Here is a 23,205-nt window from a genome sequence, read left to right as displayed (position 1 = left end):
CTCTCAGCCGGACAACACGAGTTCCTCCCAGGCCGAGGCGATGCGCTCCGGGGCGAGGTGCCGGACGCTCCTCTTGGCAGCGTGCGCGAGGGGGATCCTCAGATCTCGGTCGGAGAGCACTGCGATGGTGGACTGGACGAAGGCGTCCTGCACCTCCGGAGTGGTGATGTCGCCTGGTATCAGCAGGCCGGTGCGGTTGTGCTGGACGCGCTCGGTCAGGGCGTCGATGGCGCTGGTGATGACGGGGGTGCCGGCGGCTGCGGATTCGGCGGCGGCCAGGCAGAACATCTCGGGGAAGCGGCAGGGGTAGAGGGTGAGGGCGGCCTGCTGCTGGATGTCGATGAGTTCGTCGCGTGGGCGGGCGCCAAGCAGGCGGACGCCGTCCGGGAGAGGGCTGCCACCGAGGAGTTGGTGCCAGCGGTCGTCGGCTTCGGAGTTGGTGAAGCCCCAGAGCTGCCAGCCGCTGGTGACCCAGAGTTCGGCGTCAGGGACTGCGGCGCGGATGCGGGGCCAGATGGCGAGTGCGATGTCCAGGCCCCGGTTCGGCATGCTGGCGAAGAGGCAGACGTTCGGCCGGTCCTCGATGGGGCGGGTGTAGCGGTCGGTCTCCACCGGCAAGGGGATGAGGGCGGTGGGGATGTCGATCCCGGCGGTGTCGAGTCTCTGTTGCATGGCGTGGGATGCGAGGACGACCTTGCCGCCTCGGTGGCGGAAGGTGTCGGTGAAGGTTGCGGGGCCGCGGGTGCGGTCGTCGAGCATCCAGAACAGGTGCCGGCCGGCCTTGGAGTCGGTCGGCCAGAGCGATTCGTCGAAGCGGACCGCAACGGCAACGTCGGGGGACGGTGTGCTCGGGAGCTCCCAGGTGTGGCGCCAGGTCACACCGTCGTAGACCCCGGGCCGGTAGCAGCAGTTGAAGACCTCGACCTGGTGGCCGCGTGCGGCCAGGGCGCGGGCGAGCAGGACGAGTGAGGCTTCGCTGCCGCCGAGGCCGGGGTTCTCGTAGTCGGGCGGGTAGAAGCTATTTCGCTTGGGGTAATGAAAGTGCCAGCGCACTGTTGGTCTCCCGAAGGTCGTTGTGGCGCACGTCAGTTGCGCCAGGTGTCTTCGCGTACGGCAGCGGGGTCGAGGCCGAGCCGGTAGGCGGCGTGGACGGCGGCGGCGGCCTGGAGAAGGCCGTCGATGCCCCAGTCGAGCAGGGCGGGGGCTTTGTTGATCGGGGTGATCAGCCGACCGTAGGTGCGGCCGGTATCGGGGTCCGCGTGCCGTGGCAGGAAGTCGGCGATCCTTGCCACGTACCGGAGTTGGGCGAAGGGTTCCTGGCCGTCGTCGGTGACTTCCTGGTAGCCGAGGTAGAGGAGGTCTCCCAGGGTGATCTGGCTCTCTTCCAGGCACTCGCGTTCGAGTACTGCGCTTGCGTCTTCGCCGGCCTCGGGCTTGCCACCGGGCAGGCCGTAGCGTCCGCTGTCCTCGCGCAGCAGCACCCGGCCGCTGTCGTCGAAGCAGAAGCCGTAGACCTGCCGGACGGTGATGCCCTCGGGCAGCGGGTCGGTGACCCAGCGGAAGGTGGCCATGATGTCTCCTGGCGAGTCTCGATATGGTCAGTGCGGCTTGCCAGTCGGGCGCTTCGAGGTGTGAAGTGCTCGGTATGCCCGTGGTGTTCTGCAAGCCAGATGCACTCTATGGACCGCACAGCCGGGTGGCCTCCCAGCGCGCCGGGGCTTTCCTGCGCGCGCTCGCGGCTCACTGCCGTGGCGGCGGCTGGGAGAGGGTTCCCGAGGAGTGGAGGACCGCCGCCGACCGGGCGGCCCGGCAGGTGGCCGAGCGTGCGGTCACCGAGCCGTCCTTCCGGGGAGCCCTGGTCGACGCGGTGGCCGTTGCCGAGCGGCTGGAGGCCACCGCGGCAGGCTTGCCCATCGGGGAGCGACCGGTGCTGGAGGTGCTGCTGCTCGCGGTGGAGGGTCTCGGCTTCGCCGTCAAGGAGCGTGCCCGGCTGGTGCTGGGTGAGGTCGGCGTGGACGCGGTGTACCAGGACTCCGCCACGACAGTGGAGTTCGCCGCGGTACGAGCGAGCCTTCTGGAGTACCTGGCCGGCCATCCGGTCGAGATATGGCGGCTGTCCGACGGGCAGGCCGAGTGCGCCCTGCAGTGGTGGAAAACCTACGTCCGGCAGATGCTGCTGGACCGTGAACCGGGCGTGCACCTGCTGCGGAACCTGGTGCACGCCTGCGACGGGCCGGATGCCGACTACCTGCTGGGCCGCCTGCCGAGTTGACCTCACCGCCCTGCGCTCCAACAGGCGATGGCATGACGCGCGATCTGCTCGGCGAGCTGCTCCGGAGCGGCGGCGGAACTGTCGAGGCGCAGAAGGCGTGGGACGTGCTCGGCCATGAGGCCGTCGAGGGTCTGGTGCCAGGAGGCGAAGGCTGCCGGGTTCGGTCCGAAGAAGCGGCGGGAGGCAACCTTGCCGGTCCGGCCGGCTGCCACGTCTGCGTCGTGGCGTCGCAGCCGGACGGTGAAGTCGGTGGACAGCAACGTCGCTCCTGCGAAGCGGACCTGTAGGGGCGCGGTGACGGTGTAGGCGCGGGCCATCCACCGGTCGTGCTCCAGCGCGGCCCGCGCCCACGCCCGGAAGTGGGTGCTGACCTTCAGGACCGGCTGGGTTCGGGACCGGTGGCCGAGCCGGTCGAGGACCGGCTCGGCCACGTAGAGGGTGCGACGCAGGAGGTCGGTGCTGCTGCCACGCGGGACGGCGGTGGTGATGTTCGCGAGCCGGGCGTCCAGTCGCGCGGCCCGGCCGCCGACGAGCGGGCCGATGACGATGTCGGTGTCGATTCCCTGCTGGCGGAGCTGCTGTTGGGCGAGCCTGGTGATGGTCTTCTTACCGGAGCAGTCGAGCCCCTCCACTGCGTAGGCGTGCATCGAGGTCCCCCCTCCTTCCCAGGTGGACGGGGCCGCCGAGCGCGAGGGACGCGGTGATGAGGCCGGTGGCGGCTGTGTGGGCCTGGGGCGAGCAGGCGGCGAGCTCGATCAGGTGCAGCGGGTAGCTGCCGCCGTCGGGCAGCGGGAGATCGGCGTAGTGCCAGGAATCCCCATCGTCCGGGCAGGACGGGATCCGCTCGGCGCCGAGGATGCCGGTGAGGTGGCCGGCCGCGCTGAGGTGGCCGTAGGTGTTGCCGAAGTGCCGGACCTGTTCGCCCTGGCCGAGCATGACGGTTTCGGCGAGCGCGGTCAGCCGGGAGCCTGGGATGAGTCGGCCCTCTGCCAGGAGGGCGATCAGGTCGTCCTCCGTCAGTGGGGCCGGGCGGCTGCCGGTCGGCGGCCCGGCGACGGGGAGCGGTTCGGTGTCGAGTCGGCCGCTGACCGGGTGCAGCCGCACGCGCAATGGCAGCCCTTGATCACTGGTGGCGACGGCCAGGAGCGGCCAGAGGGCGGCTCGTTCTGCCCGTGCCCAGCGGGCCAGGATGGGCAGGAGCCCGCCGGGGACCTGGGCGAGCGCGGCGGCCAGGACACGACGGGACGGGGAGCGGGTGAGGCTGACGAGGTCGAGTTCGGGCAGGCCGGGCGTGAGTTCGCGGTGCAATTGATCCGCTGTCCGCCACAGAGCCTCGCCGACCGTGAGATCGGGAGCGGTTCCCGGGCGGGTGCAGTTCGTGGTGAAGGTGTCGCGCAGTCGGGCGAGGACGGCGCGCTCGGCGTCAGTGGGTTCGGGCCGTGCGAGGGCGGTGTCGTAGATGCCCTTGATCCGGGCGACAGCCTCGCTGTCGTTGGCGGGCAGCCACCAGGGGGCGAAGGTGAGCCGGCCGGGCAGGGCGAGCACGTCCAGGCGGTCGTCGTGGAAGCGTGGGAGGCGGATGGTCGTGCCGCCCCGGTGGCGGGGGTACTCGTTCAGGATGCCCTGTTGGTGCCCGAGCACGGCGATGTGCCGCAGGTAGTGGATGGGCATCCTCGCGGACGGGTTGACGGTCGGGTGCCAGGCGTCGGTGTGGTCGAACGTCATCGGTCTGCCTCCACGGCGCCGGTTTCCTGCCAGGGGCCTTGGGCCGGCTCGCTCAGACGACGCGCGTACCGCTGGAGGTTGGCGGTGAGCTCGGCGTCCCGGCGCTCCGCGCTGCCGGACCTGGGCGGGTGCTCACGGTGGAAGACCCCGGTCGACAGGACGGGCACGACGTACGAGCCCTGGGCGATGGCCTTCGCGGCGAAGCAGACATCCTCCGGTCCCCAGCCGGTGAAGTCGGGTGGGAAGCGCACGGATCGTGCGGTTCGCGCGGGGACGGCGAGATTGTTGCCCTTGACCATGAACGGCAGGTCGACGGGGCCGAGCAGGCGACCGTGGCCGAAGTCCCGCAAGTTGCGCGTCTGGACGAGCGGGCTCACCGTGACGGCTTCGTGTACGGGCACCAGCCCCAGCCGCCCGGGTGCGTAGTGGGCCCTGACGCGCGAGTCCCGGCTGCCGTCCGGAGCCCGGTCGGGCACCGGACGTTCGGCGGGGACGTGGTCGCGCAGCGACACCGTGATCAGGTTCGGGGAAAGGACATGCCGGGCGAGGTGCTCGGTCAGATAGTTCGGGGCCAGGAGGGTGTCGGCGTCGCAGAACACGATCAGGCTGTACCGGGCGCGCTCGGCGCCGTGATTTCGTGCTCCTCCGCAGTGGAGTTGCCGCTCGGAGCGCACGAGCCGGATCTGAGGGGGAAGCGAGGCCGGCAGCTCAAGGGGCGGATCGCTGGCATCGTCGACGACCAGCGCCTCCCACGGCGTGTCGGGCGTCAGCTGCGCCGCCGCGGCGACGAGGGCCTCGACGACCTCGGGGAGGACGTCGTGCACTCCTCTGGCCGGCAGGACCACGCTGACTCCCCCAAGCCAGGGCAGAGCCGGTGACGTGGCCGTGTCCAGCGGCCCGTGGCCCAGTGCGGTGCCCGCGAGGTCCAACGCCCAGTAGTCGTTGCTCCGCGCGCCGAGGGCAGTCTGGATAGCGGCGTCGGCGCCGGCGGCCGGCCAGCCGAGCCACCCGGCCGCGTTCCAGGGCTGTTCGACCTCGGTCTCCGCAAGAACGGCGAGGACTTGGGGCGTACCCCGTCGCACCAGCAGCAGCCGGGCGGACGCCGGACCGGCTGTGTGGTCGGCCAGCAGGGCCCGCAGAGCCAGGGCATGGCGGCGCCGCCACGTGTCGCCGCTCTCGCAGGTCCAGCCCGCCCCGCCCGGTGCCGGGATGCGCACCTGGCGGCCGGAGACCGTCACCTGGACGAGCAACTCCAGTGGCGCGTATCCGGATTCGGCCCAGCGCTCGTGAGCGCTCCCCAGGGCCGCCACCTCGCGCAGGTTCGTGGGACGGGATGCGTTCACCGGGCACGCTCCGCCAGCAGTGCAGCGCCGGGAAGGCCGGGCAGCAGGTGGCCCATGCGATCCCGTTTGGTCCTCAGGTACTCCAGGCTGTGCTGGTTGGCGGGGACGACGAGCGGGACCTGTTCGGCGACCGCGATACCGAGTGCGGTGAGCGCCGCCGCCTTGGCGGGGTTGTTCGAGAGCAGCCTGATCGAACGCACGTCGAGGTCGGCGAGGATCTGCGCGGCGACCCGGTAGTCGCGTGCGTCGTCCGGCAGCCCGAGTGCGGAGTTGGCGTCGACCGTGTCGAAACCCGCGTCCTGGAGCGCGTAGGCGCGAAGCTTCGCCAGCAGGCCGATGCCGCGCCCCTCGTGCCCGCGCAGATACAGGACCACTCCAACGCCCTCGTCGGCGATCGCGGCGAGCGCGGCGTCCAGTTGGGGACCGCAGTCGCACCGCAGCGACCCGAGGGACTCCCCGGTGAGGCACTCGGAGTGCACGCGGACCAGCACGTCCTTGGCACCGTGGAGTTGGCCGACCGTCAGAGCCAGGTGCTCGGCGCCCTCCAGCACGCCGCGATAGCCCCACGCGCTGAACACGCCGTGCGGGGTCGGGATCCGGGCCTGGGCAGCGCGGCCGATGCCGATGGCGGTGCCGGAAGTCGCGATGCCCCGCTGGGCACCGGCGTCACCACCGGCGCGGCGGCGCGCCTGCTCCCGCACGGCCATGAGGATCAGGCCCATGTAGTTCTCGCCGTGGCCGGCGCACGTTCCCCAGAACTCGTCGCCCCAGTCGTTGCCTTCGACGAGTTCGGCCGTGCCCGTGGACAGCAGCAGGTCACGCAGCCCCTCGTCGCGGAACTTCTGCTCGACCAGGTCCCGCATCACCGCGACCTTGACCTCTTCCCAGTCCCCGCGGTCGAGGTGGAGCCGCCCGAGTCGCTTGGCCTCGTCGGGGTCGGTGGCCGCAGCGATCAGCGCGCGCAGCTCCGTGTCGTGTGTCTTGGCCGCCTGGTAGGCGTGCTCGACCGTCGGGTAGTCGACCGTGTCGAGGCGCACGATGGCCGGGTGGAAGTTCGAGAGGAACGCCCAACGGCCGGTGAAGCGGTCGATCACCAGCGGGACAGCGCTGTCGTACGCGTGTTGCACGCGGTTGTACATGGCACCCTCCTGGGGTTGATTGAGTTCGAGTGACTCCGTCACCGGCCGGTCCGACAGGCGTGGAGGTCGGCGGGTGGAGCTGGCGGGATCAGTGCCTCGTTGTCAGCGCGACCAAGGTTGGAAGGGCGGACCAGCCCTGATCGGCCGCCTTGCCGATACGGGTCGAGAGCGCGGTCAGGCTGCCGCCACCACACCGCTCTCGGGCTCGGTGGTCTCGCTGTCGTCCGCCTCGGCCACGGTGCGGGCCGGATGCACCAGGGCACCGAGGCGGCGGTCGCCGGTCAAGGCCGCATCGGTGGCGACCAGGAAGAAGACGATCTTCCCGAGCTCCAGTGGCTCCCAGCCCCACGAGTACGCGAGCGCGTTGACCAAAGTGAGCCCCTGACCCGATCCCTTCTCGTAGTCGGATCCGCACACCACGGGAAGCCGAAGCGACCGGTCCCTCCCCTCGATCCGCAGAAGGCGCCCCGTCCATTCCAGTCCGTACCCAGCAATCGCCGCCCGCGTGCAGCAGCGCATTCGTATCAACTCGCTTGCGCACAGCATCACGTCGGAGAGCGCGCTCTCGGACAGCGGGACGGCCCGGCTCCGCGTGACAGCAGCGATCGGCTTGCGTGCCCGGACCACGGCATCACCACCGGCCTGGACGTGAAACTCGCCCGGAATCGGGAGACTGTTCATGCCCGAGAGCCCCCGTACGACTGCGTTCAAGGTTCTTCCCCTCTACGGCTCCGGATCTGGCGGTGCGGTACAGCGTCGCCGCGCAGCAGTGCGCTCCGGAACGTTTCTGGGGGGTTTCTCCTCGATGCGGCCCGCGTCGCAGTGGGTAGCAGTACGCTCACCAACAGGCCATGTATTGCTGGGGGTTGAGATGAGCTCAGACGTTCTGGCAGTTCACCCGCTCACCCATCTGATGCGGTTACGCGGGTGGGGAAAGATCCGGTTCGCGCGCATGATGTGCGAACGCGGCGCCGAGCTGAAGATTCATCTGGCGACCAACCGGACGCTGGTGTGGAAGTGGGAGCAGGGGCAGGAGCCCGGGCCGGAAGCGCAGTTCGTTCTGGCTGACCTACTGGGCGTCAATCCCCGTACGCTGGTTGCCAGTCCGTGGCCGAGGTGGCTCCCGGTCTGGGAGGTGACCGGCATCACGGCGCCGTGGACGAAGGCCGGTACCGTGGACGTACTGGTGGAACTGGTCAGGAGTGGGCATATGGATCGGCGGGGCTTTCTCACCATCACCGGGTCCGTCATGGCCACCGTCGCCGCGAGCTGGGCCTCCGCCTTGCCGGCCTTCGCCTCCGCCCTTCAGGGCGACCAGGTGACGGACTCCATGGTCGACACCCTCGAAGCCCGCGTCGGCACGCTCCAGACCCTGGACGCGCAGATGGGCGGCGCCCGCCTCATAGAGCAGGCCCGAGGTGACCTGTCGATCATCACGACTCTGCTCAAGCACGGCCGCCACACCGAGGCCGTCGAGGCCCGCCTGCTCGGGCTGGCCGCCCAGGTCAACTACATCACCGGGTGGATGGCCTACGACAGCGGCCTCCGCTCCGCCGGCCAGCAGTACTACCTCGGTGCCCTGCGCGCCGCCAAGACCATCGGCGACGACGCCCTCGGCGGCTTCCTGCTCGCCGAGATGGGCGTCCACCTCTCCGACGCCGGCAACCCCGCCGAGCGCGTCGCCCAGGTCGAGACCGCGCTCGCCAACACCCCCGCGACGATGCAGCCCGGCGTCCGCAGCTACCTCGAACTCCACCACGCCGAGAGCCTGTCCCGCGACGGCCAGCACCAGAAGGCCGGATCCGCCCTCAACCGCGCCCACGACCTGTGGTCCAGGAACGGCGGCGACCAGCTCCCGAGCTGGCTGGCCTGGTACGGCGATGCCCAACTCAGCTCCACCGAAGGCAAGATCATGCTCCGCGCAGGCCAGGTCGACCGCGCCACAAGCGCGCTGGCCTCCTCCATCGACCACGCCGTCCCCCGCGACCAGGCCGTCCGCGCCGGACGCCTCGCCACCGCCCGCCTTGCGGGCAAGGACCTCGACGGTGCCCTCGACGCCGCCCATCGCGGCCTCGGTCTCCTCGAAACCCAGGTCCACTCGGTCCGCGCCGTCAACCGCCTCACCAAGTTCGAGGGCTACCTCAAGCCGTACGCGGCCGAGCCTGCCGTTGCCGCCTTCCGTGAGCGCCTGCGCGCGCTGCCCGCGATGGCCGCCTGAACCGGCGTCCCCAGCCGGATCCGCTCGGTCGCCGTCGCCGCCGCCGTCAGGGTCGGCACCGACCCGAACCAGGGCTCGTCCCGGAAGGACCGCCAGCTCAGGTGGTCGTACGTGTACGCGGCGTGGAAGCCGAGTTCCTCGGCCCGCCGCCAGAGCTGCTGCCCCTCGCTCCACCGGTGGATGGGGAGGATCACCGTGCTCAGTCGCATGGCCCGACCCTACGAGACCGGTCCCCTTCGCACGGCCGCGTCGTCCCGCGGTACCGGGCCGGCCGCACGGTCTCCGGACGTGCAGCGGTCGTGATCTTCGAACCGGGTGTGAACGACGTGCTCGGCACCCATGGGATCCGGCTCGGTGGACAGCAGGACCCCGCCGGTGGAGCCGCCCGGGCGCAGGACCTGGACGGCGGAATCCTCTTCGGCCCGGGTCCGGGCCGAGTCGTCCTGCGGCCCGGGGCGGTCAGCAGGGGCCGGGCAGGTCGTAGATCGGGAGCCGCCGGGTGTCGCCGAGGCGCCGCACCGAGAACAGCCGCTTCCCGTAGGACGCTCGCTGATCACCTCGACGGTGCTGCCGGTCCGGCTCCCGGCCGGGTTCCAGGTGGGGGAGGGACTGCTCCGGGGGACGCCCGGCCGGCGGTCGGCCGGCCGGTCGGCCGTCACGTCGGGGCGGTGCCGTTCGCGAGGGCGGTGCGGAACACCTCGGCGGTGTGGGGGTCGGCGGGGTGGAAGGTCTCCAGGGAGAGCGCGGAGACGGTGGTGTCGGTGCCCGCGCCGAAGGAGGTGACGGTGCTGAACAGGCGGACCTCGGTGCCGAGGGCGCGCAGGTGCAGGAGGGCCAGCACGCCGTCGCCCGGGGCGGGTGCGGCCGGGCCGGGGTAGGCGGAGACCTCGCGGTACAGGGCGCGCAGGCCGGGCAGGCCGGAGTGCACCATCTGGCGGTGCAGGCGGCCGAGCAGGTGCTCGCGCCACTCGGCGAGGTTGACGACGTGCCGGGCCAGGCCGTCGGGGTGCAGCGAGGCGCGCATCAGGTTGACCGGCGGGCGGCGCAGGTGGGCGGGCAGGGCGTGGGCGAGCAGCGCGGCGGGCCGGTTCAGCGCGACGACGTCCTCCGCGGCGTCGAAGGCCAGTGCGGGGAAGGGCTCGTGGGCGGTGAGGAGTCGTTCGACGGCGCGGACGACCGACTGCGGGTGCGGGGAGCCGGGCCCGGTACGAGTGGGGGCGTGCCCGGCGGCGAGGTAGAGGGCGTCGCGGTGCCGGTCGGGGATGTCGAGCCGGTCGGCGATCCGGGCCAGCAGGGCCGGGCTCGGGCGGGAGCGGCCGGTCTCGACGAAGCTGAGGTGCCGGGCCGAGGTGTCGGCGAGCAGCGCGAGGTCGAGCTGGGTCAGCCCGCGCCGCCGCCGCCACTCGCGCAGCAGCGCACCGACCTCGGAGCCCGTTCCGCTCCCGCCGTCCCCGCCACCCCCGCTCCCGCTGCCGGCGTCCAACTCGCCTGCGGGCGATGGGCGGTGAGCGCTCGACGGGGGCACCTGCGGATCGTAGCAACGGGACCGGGCCCGGGCGCGGGTGCGCAGCGGAACGGGCGGGACGGCCGGGGCGGTGGTCACGGTCGCCCCGCCGGACGGGCCCGGTCGGGCAGGAACAGGACCAGGACCGCGGCCGGCAGGCAGCAGCCGACCAGCAGCTCCAGGCCGAGCACGAAGCCGTGCGCGGACGTGCCGCGGCCCGTCCCGACCAGGCCGACCAGGGCCACGCCCACCGCGCCGCCCGCCTCCTGCGCGGTGGACAGCGCGCCCGAGGCGGCCGCCGCGTGCCGCGGGGCGACCCGGGCCAGCACGGTGTCCGACAGCGGGGCGGTCACCAGGCCCATGCCCAGCCCGGCCACCAGCAGGCCGGGCAGCAGCTCCCAGGTCGTTCCCCCGGCGCCGAGTTGCCGGGCGGTCAGGGCGAGGGCCGCGTACCCGGCGCCCACCGTGAGCGCGCCGAGCGCCAGGACCTGGCGGCCCAGCCGGACGGCGACGGCCGGGGCCAGCGCCGAGCTGAGGAAGAAGCCCGCGCCGACGGTGGTGAAGACCAGCCCGGAGCGCAGCGGCGTCAGCCCGCGCCCGTCCTGCAGGTACAGCGCCAGCAGCAGGAAGAACGAGCCCATCGCCAGGAAGTACACCAGGGTGGTGGCCAGCCCCACCGAGAACGCCCGCTCCCGGAACAGGGCCGGGTCGATCAGCGGCGCGCCGCCGCGCCGGGCCAGCCGCCGCTGCTGCCCGGCGAACGCGGCCAGCAGCGGCGGCGCGGCGGCGAGCAGCAGCCAGGTCCACTCCGGCCAGTGCTGCTGGCGGCCCACCACCAGCGGCAGCACCACCGCGGTGAGCCCGGCCCCGACCAGCAGCGCGCCCACCGGGTCGAGCCGATCGCGCCGCCCGTCGGCCTTACCGCCGTGCCGCCCGTCGCCCCGCCCGTCCTGCGGTCGGACGTCCCGGGACTCCGGCACGACGTCCCGGGACTCCGGCACCAGCCGCGACACCCCGGCCAGCGCCAGCAGCCCGACCGGGACGTTCACCAGGAAGACGCCGCGCCAGCCCAGCCCGTCCGGGTTCCAGTCGATCAGCGCCCCGCCGAGCAGCTGCCCGAACACCCCGGCCAGGCCGACCGACAGGCCGTAGGCGTTGAACGCGGCGGTGCGGGCCGAGCCGGTGAACTCGGCCCCGATGACGGCCAGCACCTGCGGCGTGACGACCGCCGCGGCGGCGCCCTGCAGGATCCGCAGCGCGATCAACTCCCCGCTGCCCCCGGCCAGTCCGGCCCCCAGCGAGGCCAGCGTGAACGCGGCCAGCCCGATCGTGAACACCCGTCGCCGCCCGTACAGGTCGCCGAGCCGCCCGCCGGTGATCAGCCCGGCCGCGTACGCGACCCCGTAGCCCGCGATCACCGCCTGCACGGCGGCGGGCCCGGCGTGCAGGCCCTCCCGGACGGACGGGGCGGCGACGTTGACGATGAAGAAGTCCAGCGTGGGCATGAAGACGCCCGCCAGCAGGACGGGCAGGGCCGCCCACGGCGGGCGGCCGAGGGGGACGACGGCCGGGCGGGGCGGCTGGGGCTCGGTGGTGCTCACGGGCGGGCTCCTCGGGGTCCGACGGCGACGGCGTTCGACCGCGCGCTCCCGACGCGGTGCGCGCAGGGGGGCGGGAGGCGCGCGGGCGCGCAGGGGTACGGGGTGCGGGGGAGGGGCACGACGGGTTGCCCCGGTGCCCTGCCACGATCACCGGCACCGGCCCGCGCTGTCGATTACCCGTCAGGTCATGCGGCCCGGTCCCGGCGGCCGGGACCGGGCCAGGGGTGCCTCGGCGAGGGTCCGAACAGGGCCCTAGGCTCGGACCCGGAGCCCGGAGGTCGGGCCCGACGGTGTCATGGAGGGGTACGGATGAGCGGGGACGGCGGCAGTCCGGGTCAGCAGCAGCACGGCGGGCAGCCGTACGGGCCGGGGGCCCAGGGTCCGGGCGGTGCGCCGGCCGGCGGGCCGGGCCACTGGCCGGGGTACGGACCGGCCTACGGGCAGCCGGGGTGGAACACCGGCGGCGGTTGGGGCCAGGGCCCGTGGGGCCTCCCCCCGGTCGCGCCGCAGCCCGGCGTGCTGCCGCTGCGCCCGCTCGGGTTCGGCGAGATGTTCAGCGCCGTCGTCGACACCGTGCGCCGCTACGCCAGAGCGCTCTACCTGCCGCTGGCGGTGTTCGCCGGGATCCTCGCGGTGCCGCTGCTGGTGGCGTGCGCCGTGCTGTCCGGACCCCTCGCGGACGCGCTCGAAGTGTTCCGCACCGACCCCGAGGACGTCACCTCCGGACAGCTGTGGGACGTGGTCCGCCCGGTCCTGATCCTCGGCGGCCTGTACCTGCTGGCGCTCATGGTGCAGTACGTGGTCGCCGGTCCGCTGGCCACGGTGGTGCTGCGGGCCGCCACCCTCGGACGCAAGCTGACGGCCGGACAGGCCTGGCGGGAGGCCCGTCCCCGGCTCCGGACGACCACCGCCGTGACGGCGCTGCTGTTCGGCGGGGTGCTGCTGGGGTACCTGCTGGTGCTGGTCGTCGTGCTCCTGCTCGATCTGGTGAACGGGGGCCTGGCGGCTCTGGCGATGGTCCTGCTGTTCGGGGCGCTCATGGTCGGTGCCCTGTACGTGACCGTCCGGCTGGCCCCGCAGGTGCCGGTGGTGGTGTTGGAGGAGAGCGGCCCGAAGACCGCGATCCGCCGGGCCTGGCAGCTCAACAAGGACAACTGGTGGCGCTCCCTGGGTCTGGTCGCGGTGACCTCGATCGCGGGCGCGTTCGCGGCCGGCCTCCTCAGCCTCCCGCTCCGGATCGCCGTGGCGCTGGTCGCGCCGTTCGACACCACCACCACCACCGATTACGCGGGGACCGCCCTGTACGGGCAGATCACCCACGACGCGATGTCGTTGATGCTGATGTTCGGCACGGGCATCTGGCTGCTCACCACGGTGGTGACCGGCCCGCTGGTCCCGTTGGCCAACGGCGTGCTCTACATCGACCGCCGGATCCGCAACGAGCGCCTGGACATCGCGCTGGCCGAGGCCGCGGGCATCCACCTGAGCGAGTCCTACGGCTACCCGCAGCCGGTTCCCGTCCCCGCCCAGGCCGCGCCCGCGCAGCCCGCGCCCGCGCCGAGCGCCGAGCGGCCCGCGGACGAACGGCCGGAGGACAACTGACCGCTGCTGGTTGCGGTTCAGTCACGGACTGCCCGATTGGCCGCCATTACGGCAATTGGACCCCTGAACCCTGTTGTTGACGGGAGCGCAGGTCTCACATAATTCGTGCACCGCGTGTTGACGACCATGTTCGAGCCGGCCGGGGGGACGGCTCGAACCGCTGCGCGGGCAGCCATGTGAACCTTGGGGGGAGACCCTTGTCCGTTCCCGAACCGTCCCCTGAACCGGCGGCCGGTCCCGAACCCGTGCCCGCAGCCGCGGCCGAGCCCGCAGTCGCACCCGCGACCGCCGCCGAGCCCGCAGCCGAGCCCGTGCCCGCCGCCGGGCCCGCGACCGAGATCGAGCCCCTGCCCGCGCCGGACGCCCCGCGGCGACTGCCCCGGGCGGTCGGGGTGGTGCTGTCGGTGGCCGGGCTGCTCGCGGTGACCGCGGCCAGCGCGGCCGTCACCGTCGCGGTGGGCAGGCCGGACCACCCCGGGCACGCCGTCGCGGCGGCCCCGTCGGGCGCGGTGCCGAGCGCCGCCCCGTCCCCGTCGGCCTCTCCGAGCCCGACGCCCACGCCCTCCCCGAGCCCGACGCCGTCGCCGACTGTGGCCCCGCGCCCGGCCAGCACCCTGCAGGGCAGCGTCTCGGGCGGCAAGCACAGCGGCGACCTGCGCTACTTCCTGCTGCCGGTGCCCGACGACGCGGACCCGTACGGTTCCCCGGACGGCACGATGATGACCATGGAGGACATCCAGGCCGGGTACGGCAAGGACGTCGACATCAAGGGGGTCCTCGACTCCTGGGACTTCAAGGACGCGGCCACCCGCACCTACCGCACCCGGGACGGGAAGACCGAGGTGCGGATCGAGCTCAAGCGCTTCAAGCGCACCGACCGGGCCCAGGGCTTCGCCGACCACAGCAGCTACGACCGGGAGTCGTTCGACATCGACGGGGTGTCGAACGCCAAGGGCTACGTCTTCAAGCCCGAACAGCAGGCGTACACCGGTGAGTTGATCGGCATCGGCGTGGTCGGCGACGTGGTCTACGAGGTCACCGTCGACGTGCAGGGAGACCCCGACAAGGCGCTGCTCGCCGATGCGATGAAGCGCGCCCACGACCGCCTCGCCAACGGCTGACGGCAGACCCGAACCCCCTCCCCAGGAGCCAGAGTTGAGCACCGAATCCGCGGACGCGGCGGAGCCCGGGACGGCCGCTGCCGCCGAGCCGTCCACCCCGCCGCCCACCGCCTCACCCACCGCGACAGCGCCCACGCCCGCGAACCCGTTCGCCCCGCCGTCCGCCCTGCCCGAGACCCCCGTCACCCCCGAGACCCCCGTCGTCCCCGAGACCCCCGTGGCCCCCGACGCTCCCGACACCCCTGACGCCCCCGGGGCCTTCGGTGAGGCCGAGGTGATCGAGGCCGGTGCCGAACCCGTCCGGAGGAAGCCGCGGTTCGGGGTGGGGACGCTGTTCCTGACCGCGGTGCTGGCCGGTCCGCTGGTCGGGGCCGGGGTCGGGTACGCGATCCAGGCGTCCCGGCCGCCGACGCCGCTGCCGAAGATCGCCGCGCCGAAACTGTCCTACCCGGCCGAGCGGGTGGACCCGAAGGCGCTGGCCGCGGCCGGTCCACAGCCGCTGGACATCGACGGCGACCTGCGCAAGCTGCTGATCGAGCGTCCGGCGGGCACCGAGGACCGCACCGACGGCGACGGCGACGGCTGGTTGTCCCCGGACGACATGGCGGAGAACTACGGCGACAGCGCGCGCGAGTTCAGCTCGTTGCTGTCGGGGGGCTTCCGCCGGGCCGCCTCGGTGGCCTGGGAGTCGGGCGACGACCTGTACCAGGTCACGCTGGCGCAGTACGTGCCGGAGTCGACGCGGAGGGCGATCGCCGACGCGGCCCCGAGCTCGACCCACGAATCGGAGGTCTCGCTGATCCCTGGCAACACCGAGAGCTACCTGGTGATCGGCAAGCAGCCCCTGCACTACGCGCGCAGCACCGACACCTACTACTACGGCGAGGCGCTGGCCCGTAAGGGCAACGTGGTGATGACCGTCGCGGTCTACGCCAAGAACCCGGTGGACCGGGCGCAACTCGAAGACATCGCCAAGCGCCAGTGGGAGAAGCTCGCGTGACCGACATCGAATCCGCCGGGACGGCCGTTCCGGCGAAGCCGCGGCGGCGGGCGCCGAGGGCGCTCGCGGCGGTGCTCGCGGCGGCGCTGGTCGGCGTCGGCGTCGGCGAAGTGATCATCAAGGTGCACTACGAGGACGGGTCGGACCGCCCGGTGGCCGCGGCGCCCGCTCCGGCGCCGTCGGCGAGCGGGCCCGCCCCGTGGGGCGCCAAGTCGAACGGCAACCACTTCGGCAGCCTGCGCGACCTGCTGCTGCCGGTGCCCGACGGGTACCGGCTCGGGCCGGACTACAAGGGCCTCGGCAACGACGACGAGTTCGCCGGGACCCTGGAGCAGGCCCAGGAGGAGGAGCTGTCCGAGGTCCCGAAGAAGTACCGGGACCAGTACAGGGAGGCGCTCACCAGCCTGCACTTCACCGGCGTCGGGGTGCGCAGCCTGGTGCCGACCGACGACCGGCTGCTGGTGGTGCTGAAGCTGACCCAGTTCAACCAGCAGGTGGTGTCGGAGCGGAGCGCGCTGTTCGGCGCGCTGGTCGACGACACCGACCTGTTCCGGCGCGGGCCGAACGTGCCGGAGCACCCGGACGCGCGCTGCGCGCTGCCGCCGCTGGTCGCGGGCGACCAGCTCGACTACATGTCCTGCTACTCCGCCGAGGGCGACCTGCTGGTGGAGATGCGGGTCTCGGGGGTGGCGCCCCTCGACCAGAACAAGGTCGTGGACCTGTTCCGTCAGCAACTGGACCGACTGGCCCGACCGGGAGCCTCCGTATGAGCAGTGACACCACCCCCCAGACCGGGTCGGACGCCGGGTCGGAGCCGATCATCGGACCGGTCGTCGAGGAGACTCCGCAGAGCCCGCCGCCGATCCCGCCGCAGAGCCCTGCGCAGGACCCGTCCGACCCGTCCGACCCGTGGCAGGCTCCCTGGCAGGACCCGTCGCAGCAGCCGGACGCCGGGGCGGGGCGGTCGAAGGCCGACCGCCGCCGCCGCTGGCAGGTCGGCGGCGCGCTGCTGCTGGCGGTGGTGACCGGGGCGGCCGCGGCCGTGCTGGTGACCCTGCCGGAGCGCACCGACGTCCCGGGCCTGGCCACGCCGAACGACGGCCGGTACGCCTTCCCGGAGCTGACGCTGCCGCCGCTGCCGGTGGGCGCGTCGGCACCGGCCGACTCCAAGCTGAAGGCGCACGCGGCGGACCTGCGGGCGCTGCTGCTGCCGCTCCCGGCGGGCGCGGTCGCCACCGGCCCGTCGGCGTCCCCGTCCGCCCCGGCGTCCCCGTCCCCGTCCGCTTCGGAGTCGGCTTCGGCCTCCGCCCCGGCCTCCCCGTCCGGTTCGGCGTCCGCGGCGCCGAGCCTGCCGCCGGTGGTGGGCCGTTGGATCCCGTGCGACCGGGACGCGATGCTGGCCGCGGACGACACGTACACCCTGCGGCTGACCACGGACGCCTGCCGGGGCGCGGCCGCGCAGGGCTGGACGACCGCCGACGGCACCCGCACCGAGCTGCGGCTGTTCCACTTCGGTTCGTCCGACGAGGCCGCCGACTACTTCGGGGGCGTCCGGATGATGAGCGGGACGAAGGACATCGCCACGACCACCCTGGACAGCGACGGGAAGTACCCGGTCGCGGCCGGGCAGTTGGACGTGCGGCTGTCGGAGCAGAAGTCCGGCGGGGCGCCGACCGGGAGCCTGTGCTGGCTGCAGAGCGGCGACGTGGTCGCGCTGATCCAGATGACCAACCCCAAGGGCGTGCCCGCGCAGGCGTTCCGGCAGGTGGTCGCCCTGCAGAGCAGCCTGCTGGCCTGAAGCGCCGCGGCCCGGTCCGCCGCCGTCCCCTAGGGGGCGGGCCGGGACGGTCATCCCGTGGAGGGAGGCAACCCGGGCTCCGCAGCGCATTCCGCGAGGCGGGGCCGGACGGCTACGTTGATCCCGTGTCCACAGTCATCAAGACGGACGGCCTCACCAAGAGGTTTCCCGGGGTCACCGCGCTGGACCGGCTCACCGTCGAGGTGGAGCCCGGTGTGGTCGGCCTGGTCGGGGCGAACGGTGCGGGAAAGTCCACTCTCATCAAGATCCTCCTCGGGTTGTCCCCGGCCACCGAGGGCACCGGCCAGGTGCTCGGCCTGGACATCGCCACCCAGGGCCCGGCGATCCGCGAACGGGTCGGCTACATGCCGGAGCACGACTGCCTGCCACCGGACGTGTCCGCCACCGAGTTCGTGGTGCACATGGCCCGGATGTCCGGCCTGCCCGCCTCCGCGGCCCGCGAGCGCACCGCCGACACGCTCCGCCACGTCGGCCTGTACGAGGAGCGCTACCGCCCGATGGGCGGCTACTCGACCGGCATGAAGCAGCGGGTGAAGCTGGCTCAGGCGCTGGTCCACGACCCGCAGTTGGTGCTGCTGGACGAGCCGACCAACGGCCTCGACCCGGTCGGCCGGGACGAGATGCTCGGGCTGATCCGCCGCATCCACGCCGACTTCGGCATCTCGGTGCTGGTCACCACCCACCTGCTGGGCGAGCTGGAGCGGACGTGCGACCACCTGGTGGTGATCGACGGCGGCAAGCTGCTGCGCTCCTCCTCCACCGCCTCGTTCACCGGCACCACCCAGCTGCTGGCCGTCGAGGTCACCGACCACCCGGTGGACCGCGCCTTCGACGCCGACGCGGTGCTGGCCGAGCGGCTGACCGCGGCCGGCCTGACCGTCCGCGCCGACGGCAGCCGGATCCTGCTGGTGGAACTGGCCGGTGACGACACGTACGACACCGTCCGCGACACCGTGGACGACCTGGGCCTGGGCCTGGTCCGGCTGGAGCAGCGCCGCCACCGGGTCGCCGAGATCTTCAGCACCCGGTCCGACGAGGACGCGGACGAGTACGGGCACGAGCACGGGCACGCGGACGCGTACCGGACCGCGGCCGCAGGAGGCGAGCAGGCATGACCACCCGCCCCGACGCCCACGGCGGCGTCATCCACGACATCGGCTACCGCCCGTACACCGGGCCGCGGTTGGGCCGCCGGTACGCCACCCGCTCGCTGTACGTGCAGAGCCTGCGGGCCGCGTTCGGCCTGGGCCGCTCCGGCCGGTCCAAGGTGCTGCCGTTCCTGCTGCTGGGCGGCATGGCGGCGCCCGCGCTGGCGATGCTGGCGATCGCGCTGTTCGCGCACCTGGACAGGATGCCGAAGGACTACGCCGACTACCTGGCCTCGTTCTCGGTGCTGCCGCAGATCTTCCTGGCCGCGCAGGCCCCGGTGCTGATGTCCCGCGACCTGCGGCACCACGTCGTCCCGCTGTACTTCTCCCGCCCGGCGACCCGGGGCGACTACGTGTCGGCGAAGTTCGCGGCGATGTTCAGCGCGCTGATGATCGTGCTGGCGCTGCCGCTGCTGCTGCTGTTCACCGGCGCGATGCTGGCGAAGTTCCCGGTCGGCGACAACCTGCTGCACCTGCTGTACGGCCTGGTCGCGGCGGTGCTGTACGCGCTGGTGTACACCGCGCTCGGCCTGCTGATCGCCGCCGCCACCCCGCGCCGCGGCTTCGGCGTGGCCGCGATCATGGGCGTGCTGATGATCAGCTTCGCGCTGGCCAACCTCACCTACGCCCTGAACGGCGGCTTCGACCCGGCGCGGACCTCCTCCTCCTGGGCGTTCCTGATCTCGCCGTCCGCCTCGGTGGAGGCCCTGGTCAACCGGCTCTTCGACCTGAGCACCGACGACTTCTCCGCCCTGCACGCCCCCACCGGGGCCGGTTCGGCGGTGTTCCTGGCGGTGCTCCTCGCCCTCACGGCCGGCGGCTACGCGCTGACGCTGCGCCGCTACCGGAACGTCTGAGAGGCAGCCATGGCCGTCATCACCATCGACAAGGTCTCCCGCTGGTTCGGGAACGTGGTCGCCGTCAACGACGTCACGATGACCATCGGGCCGGGCATCACCGGCCTGCTCGGCCCCAACGGCGCCGGGAAGTCCACCCTCATCCACATGATGAGCGGGTTCCTCGCCCCCTCCGCCGGCGCCGTCACCCTGGACGGCGCCCGGATCTGGCGCAACCAGGAGGTGTACCGGGAGATCGGCCTCGTCCCCGAGAAGGAGTCGATGTACGACTACCTGACGGGCTGGGAGTTCGTCCTCGCCAACGCCGAACTGCACGGTCTGGCCGACCCGGGCGCCGCCGCCGAGCGGGCCCTCGCCCTGGTCGAGATGGGCTACGCCCAGGACCGGCACACCGGCACCTACTCCAAGGGCATGAAGCAGCGCGTCAAGATGGCCTCCGCGCTGGTCCACGACCCCTCGGTGCTGCTGCTGGACGAGCCGTTCAACGGCATGGACCCGCGCCAGCGCCTGCACCTGATGGAACTGCTGCGCCGCTTCGGCGCCGACGGGCGCACCGTGCTGTTCTCCTCGCACATCCTGGAGGAGGTCGAGCAGCTCGCCCGCCACATCGAGGTGGTGGTGGCCGGGCGGCACGCCGCCTCCGGCGACTTCCGCGAGATCCGCCGTCTGATGACCGACCGCCCGCACCGCTACCTGGTGCGCTCCAGCGACGACCGGCAGCTCGCCTCGGCGCTGATCGCGGACGGCTCCACCGCGGGCATCGAGTTCGACGCCTCGGAGAAGGCCCTGCGCGTCCAGGCGGTCGACTTCCAGGGCTTCACCACCCTGCTGCCCAGGGTCGCCCGGGCGGCCGGCATCCGCCTGTACACCGTCTCCCCGGCCGACGAGTCGCTGGAAAGCGTCTTCTCGTACCTGGTCTCGTCCTGAAGGGCCCCCGATGAACACCACCGTCGCCAGGCTCACCGCGCGCGGCCTGTTCGGCCGTCGCCGGGTCCTGATCCTGCTGGCCGTCCCGGTCCTGCTGCTGGTCGTCTCCGTGCTCGCCCGCAGCAGCGGCCTGGACGAGCTGGACCTCGCGCACCGCATCCTGGGCACCCTCGCCCTCGGCACGCTCGTCCCGATCACCGGCCTGATCGTCGGAACCGGCGTGATCGCCACCGAGATCGAGGACGGCTCGATCGTCTACCTGCTCGCCAAGCCGCTGCCCCGCTGGAAGATCGTCACCACCAAGCTGGCCGTCGCGGTCGGCAGCACCTGGCTGCTCTCCGCCGTCCCGCTCTACGTCGCCGGACTCCTCCTGTACGGCACCGGCGACCGGGTCGTGCTCGGCTACACCGTGGGCGCGCTCGCCTCCGGCGCCGCGTACAGCGCGCTGTTCCTGCTGCTGGGCGTGCTGACCCGGCACGCGGTGATCGCGGGCCTCGCCTACGCGCTGATCTGGGAGAGCCTGATCGGCAGCTACGTCGAGGGCGCCCAGACCCTCTCCGTCCAGCAGTGGGGCCTGTCGCTGGCCGAGGCGATCGCCGCCGACGGCACGGTCGTCGCCCCGGTCGGCCTGGGCACCGCGCTGTGGCTGCTGGTGATCGTCGGGATCGGCGCCACCGCGTACGCCTCGGTCAAGCTCTCCGGGCTGACGCTCAGCGGCGAGGAGTAGGCCCCGGAGACGGAGAACGGGCGGGGACGGTCGTGGTGACCGTCCCCGCCCGTTCCCGGGTCCCGCACCCTCCGGGTCTCACACCGTCCGGTTGCGGCCCGCGCCCCAGCCCGCCGCCGCCGCGACCGCGGCCAGCACCAGCAGCACCAGCAGCGTCGCGTCCCAGCCGCCGGTGAGCTGGTGCAGCGCGCCCGCGCCGACCGGACCGGCCGCCGCGACCAGGTAGCCGACCGCCTGGCTCATCCCGCCCAGCCGGGCCGCGCCCAGCACGCTGTCGGTGCGCAGCACGATGAACGCCAGGCCCAGGCCCAGCGAGCCGCCCTGCGCCAGGCCCAGCAGCGTCGCCGAGAACCACGCCCCGGAGACCGGCGCCAGCAGCAGCCACAGCACGCCCGCCCCGTTCAGCCCGGCCATCGCCAGCGCCAGAGCGCGCTGCCGGGTCATCCGGCCCGCCAGCAGCGGCACTAGGAACGCCCCGGCGACCTGCACCAGGTTGCTGAACGCGAAGACCAGGCCGGCCTCGCCGCGCGGCATCCCGTGGTCGGACAGGATCGTCGGCATCCACGCCACCAGGGTGTACACCAGCAGCGAGGAGATCCCCATGAACACGCTGATCTGCCAGGCCAGCGGGGACTTCCACGGGCTGCCGGGGACCGCCTTCGCGGGCACCGCGGGGGCCGCCTGCACCGGCACGGTGCGCTGCTGCCGGGCCCGCAGCACCTGCGGCAGCCAGGCCACCGCGGCGACCAGCGCCAGCACCGACCAGGCGCCCAGCGAGGCCTGCCAGCCGCCGCCCAGCGCGTGCTCCAGCGGCACCGACAGCGCGGCCGCCATGGTCGCGCCGACCAGCATGGTGGTCGAGTAGACGCCGGTCATCATGGCCGCCTTGTGCGGGAACTCCCGCTTCACCAGGCCCGGCATCGACACGTTCAGCACCGCGATCGCCACGCCGATCACCACGCAGCCCGCGTACAGCGCCGCCGCCGAGGGCAGCACCCGCAGCAGCACGCCCGCGCCCAGCGCCAGCACCGCGCCCAGCACCACCCGCTCGGTGCCGAAGCGCCGGGTCAGCCGCGGGGTCAGCGGCGCGCCCACGCCCTGGAACAGCACCGGCACGGTGGTGATCAGGCCGCTGGCGGTCGCGGACAGGCCGAAGGTCCGCTGGATCTCCGCGACCATCGGCGAGACCGCGGCCAGGCAGGCCCGCATGTTCAGGGCCACCAGCACGATCCCGGCCAGCAGCAGGGCGGGGTGGGCGAAGCGGGCGGTGGTTCGGGTACCGACCTTCGGGTCGAGGGCGGGCTGAACGGCACGGGTGACCGACATGGCTGGGCTGACTCTCTGTGCTCGGTGGTGCTACGGCTACGGCTACGGCGCGGACGGCGGGAGCGGGCCGCGGGTCACTTCCGCGCGGCGATCGCGGCGAGCAACTGCTCCACCGCCGCCGTCGGCTCCGCCAGCAGCGCCCGGCAGGCCGCCTCGGCGCGCTCCGGGTCGCGGCTCCCGATCGCGTCGACCAGCGCCGCGTGGGTGGCGATCGCCACCTCCGGCATGTCGTGGTCGCCGAACGCGGTGCGCATCGACTCCCGCACCGAGGCCCCGAAGTACCGGTACACCTCGGTCAGCGCGGGGTTGTGCGCCGCCTCCACCACGGCCGTGTGGAACTCCAGGTCGTGCTCGACGGTGGCCTCCCGGCCGGCCCGCTCCGGGTGCGCGGCCATCACCGCGGCCTCGCGCGCCAGCGCGGCCCGCATCCGGGCCAGGTCCTCCGGGGTGTGCCGCTCGGCGGCCAGCCGGGCCGCCTCGGTCTCCAGCGCGGCCCGCACCTCCAGCACGTCCCGCACCCCCGAGCGCTGCACCCCGCGCAGCACCGCCGCCGGGTCGCTGGTCGAGCGGACGAACGTCCCCTCGCCCTGCCGCGACACCAGCATCCCCGCGTGCACCAGCACCCGGATCGCCTCGCGCACCGTGTTGCGCCCGACCTGCAACCGCTCCGCGAGCTCGTGCTCGCTCGGGATCCGCGACCCCACCGCCCAGACCCCGGACGCCAGTTGCTCGCGCAGCTGCTCGATCGCGGCATCCACCAACGACCGCCGCCCCGCCGCCTGCAACCCCTCCACGCCCGGGCTCCTCTCACCACGCTCGCCGCCGACCTGCCCGGTCATCCTACAACCGCTTGCCCGGTCATCCTACAACTGGCGC

General features: G+C 73.0%; 22 protein-coding genes and 1 pseudogene. 11 read left to right on the top strand and 12 right to left on the bottom strand.

The window, feature by feature from the left end; translation table 11 throughout:
- Positions 1-3: 3 nt before the first annotated feature.
- Positions 4-1,053 (bottom strand): glycosyltransferase family 4 protein, encoded by a 1,050-nt coding sequence (locus ACFY00_RS05475; RefSeq protein ID WP_388027514.1) that lies wholly within the window; start codon positions 1,051-1,053, stop codon positions 4-6.
- A 32-nt stretch (positions 1,054-1,085) separates the two neighbouring features.
- Positions 1,086-1,571: an NUDIX hydrolase gene (locus ACFY00_RS05470; protein WP_388027511.1), complete on the bottom strand. Its 486-nt coding sequence runs from the start codon at positions 1,569-1,571 to the stop codon at positions 1,086-1,088.
- Positions 1,572-1,696: 125 nt separating this feature from the next.
- On the opposite strand from ACFY00_RS05470, the gene ACFY00_RS05465 reads away from it, so the two are divergent.
- Positions 1,697-2,272 carry a hypothetical protein gene (locus ACFY00_RS05465; RefSeq protein WP_388027508.1) on the top strand — a complete coding sequence of 192 codons (576 nt, stop codon included), beginning with the start codon at positions 1,697-1,699 and terminating at the stop codon, positions 2,270-2,272.
- Between the two features lie 2 nt (positions 2,273-2,274).
- Here the strand turns inward: ACFY00_RS05465 and ACFY00_RS05460 are convergent, their stop codons facing one another.
- From ACFY00_RS05460 to ACFY00_RS05440, 5 genes are all read right to left on the bottom strand, one after another.
- Positions 2,275-2,919, bottom strand: a complete 645-nt coding sequence (locus ACFY00_RS05460; RefSeq protein WP_388027505.1) for a hypothetical protein — start codon at positions 2,917-2,919, stop codon at positions 2,275-2,277.
- Positions 2,879-3,997, bottom strand: a complete 1,119-nt coding sequence (locus ACFY00_RS05455) for a hypothetical protein (RefSeq protein WP_388027503.1) — start codon at positions 3,995-3,997, stop codon at positions 2,879-2,881. The genes ACFY00_RS05460 and ACFY00_RS05455 overlap by 41 nt, the downstream gene beginning before the upstream one ends.
- Positions 3,994-5,340, bottom strand: a complete 1,347-nt coding sequence (locus ACFY00_RS05450; RefSeq protein WP_388027500.1) for a glycosyltransferase family 2 protein — start codon at positions 5,338-5,340, stop codon at positions 3,994-3,996. The genes ACFY00_RS05455 and ACFY00_RS05450 overlap by 4 nt, the downstream gene beginning before the upstream one ends.
- The gene (gene ribA / locus ACFY00_RS05445; protein WP_388027497.1) at positions 5,337-6,479 is read right to left on the bottom strand and encodes a GTP cyclohydrolase II; all 1,143 of its coding nucleotides are present in this window, start codon (positions 6,477-6,479) and stop codon (positions 5,337-5,339) included. The genes ACFY00_RS05450 and ribA overlap by 4 nt, the downstream gene beginning before the upstream one ends.
- Before the next feature lie 174 nt (positions 6,480-6,653).
- Positions 6,654-7,160: a hypothetical protein gene (locus ACFY00_RS05440; RefSeq protein WP_388027495.1), complete on the bottom strand. Its 507-nt coding sequence runs from the start codon at positions 7,158-7,160 to the stop codon at positions 6,654-6,656.
- Positions 7,161-7,350: 190 nt separating this feature from the next.
- Here ACFY00_RS05440 and ACFY00_RS05435 point away from each other — a divergent pair, with 190 nt between their 5' ends.
- Positions 7,351-8,697, top strand: a complete 1,347-nt coding sequence (locus tag ACFY00_RS05435; protein ID WP_388027492.1) for a transcriptional regulator — start codon at positions 7,351-7,353, stop codon at positions 8,695-8,697.
- Here the strand turns inward: ACFY00_RS05435 and ACFY00_RS05430 are convergent.
- From ACFY00_RS05430 to ACFY00_RS05420, 3 genes and pseudogenes are all read right to left on the bottom strand, one after another.
- Positions 8,697-8,906, bottom strand: a pseudogene (locus tag ACFY00_RS05430) (LLM class flavin-dependent oxidoreductase); the annotation flags it as partial. The gene ACFY00_RS05435 and the pseudogene ACFY00_RS05430 sit on opposite strands and share 1 nt — an antisense overlap.
- 446 nt (positions 8,907-9,352) lie before the next feature.
- Positions 9,353-10,180, bottom strand: coding sequence for a helix-turn-helix domain-containing protein (locus ACFY00_RS05425; RefSeq protein WP_388027489.1), 828 nt, complete (start codon positions 10,178-10,180; stop codon positions 9,353-9,355).
- Positions 10,181-10,296: 116 nt separating this feature from the next.
- Positions 10,297-11,802 (bottom strand): MFS transporter, encoded by a 1,506-nt coding sequence (locus ACFY00_RS05420; RefSeq protein WP_388027487.1) that lies wholly within the window; start codon positions 11,800-11,802, stop codon positions 10,297-10,299.
- A gap of 309 nt (positions 11,803-12,111) precedes the next feature.
- On the opposite strand from ACFY00_RS05420, the gene ACFY00_RS05415 reads away from it, so the two are divergent.
- From ACFY00_RS05415 to ACFY00_RS05375, 9 genes are all read left to right on the top strand, one after another.
- Positions 12,112-13,404: a glycerophosphoryl diester phosphodiesterase membrane domain-containing protein gene (locus ACFY00_RS05415; protein ID WP_388027484.1), complete on the top strand. Its 1,293-nt coding sequence runs from the start codon at positions 12,112-12,114 to the stop codon at positions 13,402-13,404.
- A 245-nt stretch (positions 13,405-13,649) separates the two neighbouring features.
- Complete coding sequence (locus ACFY00_RS05410; protein WP_388027482.1) at positions 13,650-14,525, top strand: hypothetical protein; 876 nt, start codon at positions 13,650-13,652, stop codon at positions 14,523-14,525.
- A gap of 34 nt (positions 14,526-14,559) precedes the next feature.
- Entirely contained in the window at positions 14,560-15,525 is a 966-nt protein-coding gene (locus ACFY00_RS05405; RefSeq protein WP_388027479.1) for a hypothetical protein, read from the top strand.
- Complete coding sequence (locus ACFY00_RS05400) at positions 15,522-16,295, top strand: hypothetical protein (RefSeq protein WP_388027477.1); 774 nt, start codon at positions 15,522-15,524, stop codon at positions 16,293-16,295. Before ACFY00_RS05405 ends, ACFY00_RS05400 begins: the two co-directional genes overlap by 4 nt.
- Complete coding sequence (locus ACFY00_RS05395) at positions 16,292-17,323, top strand: hypothetical protein (RefSeq protein WP_388027475.1); 1,032 nt, start codon at positions 16,292-16,294, stop codon at positions 17,321-17,323. The genes ACFY00_RS05400 and ACFY00_RS05395 overlap by 4 nt, the downstream gene beginning before the upstream one ends.
- 125 nt (positions 17,324-17,448) lie before the next feature.
- Positions 17,449-18,459, top strand: a complete 1,011-nt coding sequence (locus tag ACFY00_RS05390; protein ID WP_388027474.1) for an ABC transporter ATP-binding protein — start codon at positions 17,449-17,451, stop codon at positions 18,457-18,459.
- Positions 18,456-19,349: an ABC transporter permease gene (locus ACFY00_RS05385; RefSeq protein ID WP_388027473.1), complete on the top strand. Its 894-nt coding sequence runs from the start codon at positions 18,456-18,458 to the stop codon at positions 19,347-19,349. Before ACFY00_RS05390 ends, ACFY00_RS05385 begins: the two co-directional genes overlap by 4 nt.
- A gap of 9 nt (positions 19,350-19,358) precedes the next feature.
- Positions 19,359-20,276: an ABC transporter ATP-binding protein gene (locus ACFY00_RS05380; protein WP_388027471.1), complete on the top strand. Its 918-nt coding sequence runs from the start codon at positions 19,359-19,361 to the stop codon at positions 20,274-20,276.
- 10 nt (positions 20,277-20,286) lie between these two features.
- Complete coding sequence (locus ACFY00_RS05375) at positions 20,287-21,003, top strand: ABC transporter permease (RefSeq protein WP_388027468.1); 717 nt, start codon at positions 20,287-20,289, stop codon at positions 21,001-21,003.
- 78 nt (positions 21,004-21,081) lie between these two features.
- Here ACFY00_RS05375 and ACFY00_RS05370 read toward each other — a convergent pair whose 3' ends face one another.
- Together ACFY00_RS05370 and ACFY00_RS05365 are read right to left on the bottom strand one after the other, a co-directional pair.
- Positions 21,082-22,329: a CynX/NimT family MFS transporter gene (locus ACFY00_RS05370; protein WP_388027466.1), complete on the bottom strand. Its 1,248-nt coding sequence runs from the start codon at positions 22,327-22,329 to the stop codon at positions 21,082-21,084.
- Between the two features lie 74 nt (positions 22,330-22,403).
- The gene (locus ACFY00_RS05365) at positions 22,404-23,123 is read right to left on the bottom strand and encodes a FadR/GntR family transcriptional regulator (RefSeq protein ID WP_388027464.1); all 720 of its coding nucleotides are present in this window, start codon (positions 23,121-23,123) and stop codon (positions 22,404-22,406) included.
- Positions 23,124-23,205 lie beyond the last annotated feature (82 nt).

Source organism: Kitasatospora sp. NPDC001540 (assembly GCF_042894345.1).
In the GTDB taxonomy this organism is placed as follows: domain Bacteria; phylum Actinomycetota; class Actinomycetes; order Streptomycetales; family Streptomycetaceae; genus Kitasatospora; species Kitasatospora phosalacinea_C.
Note: the sequence above shows the minus strand (reverse complement) of the source record. Positions and strands in the feature narration are given on the sequence as shown.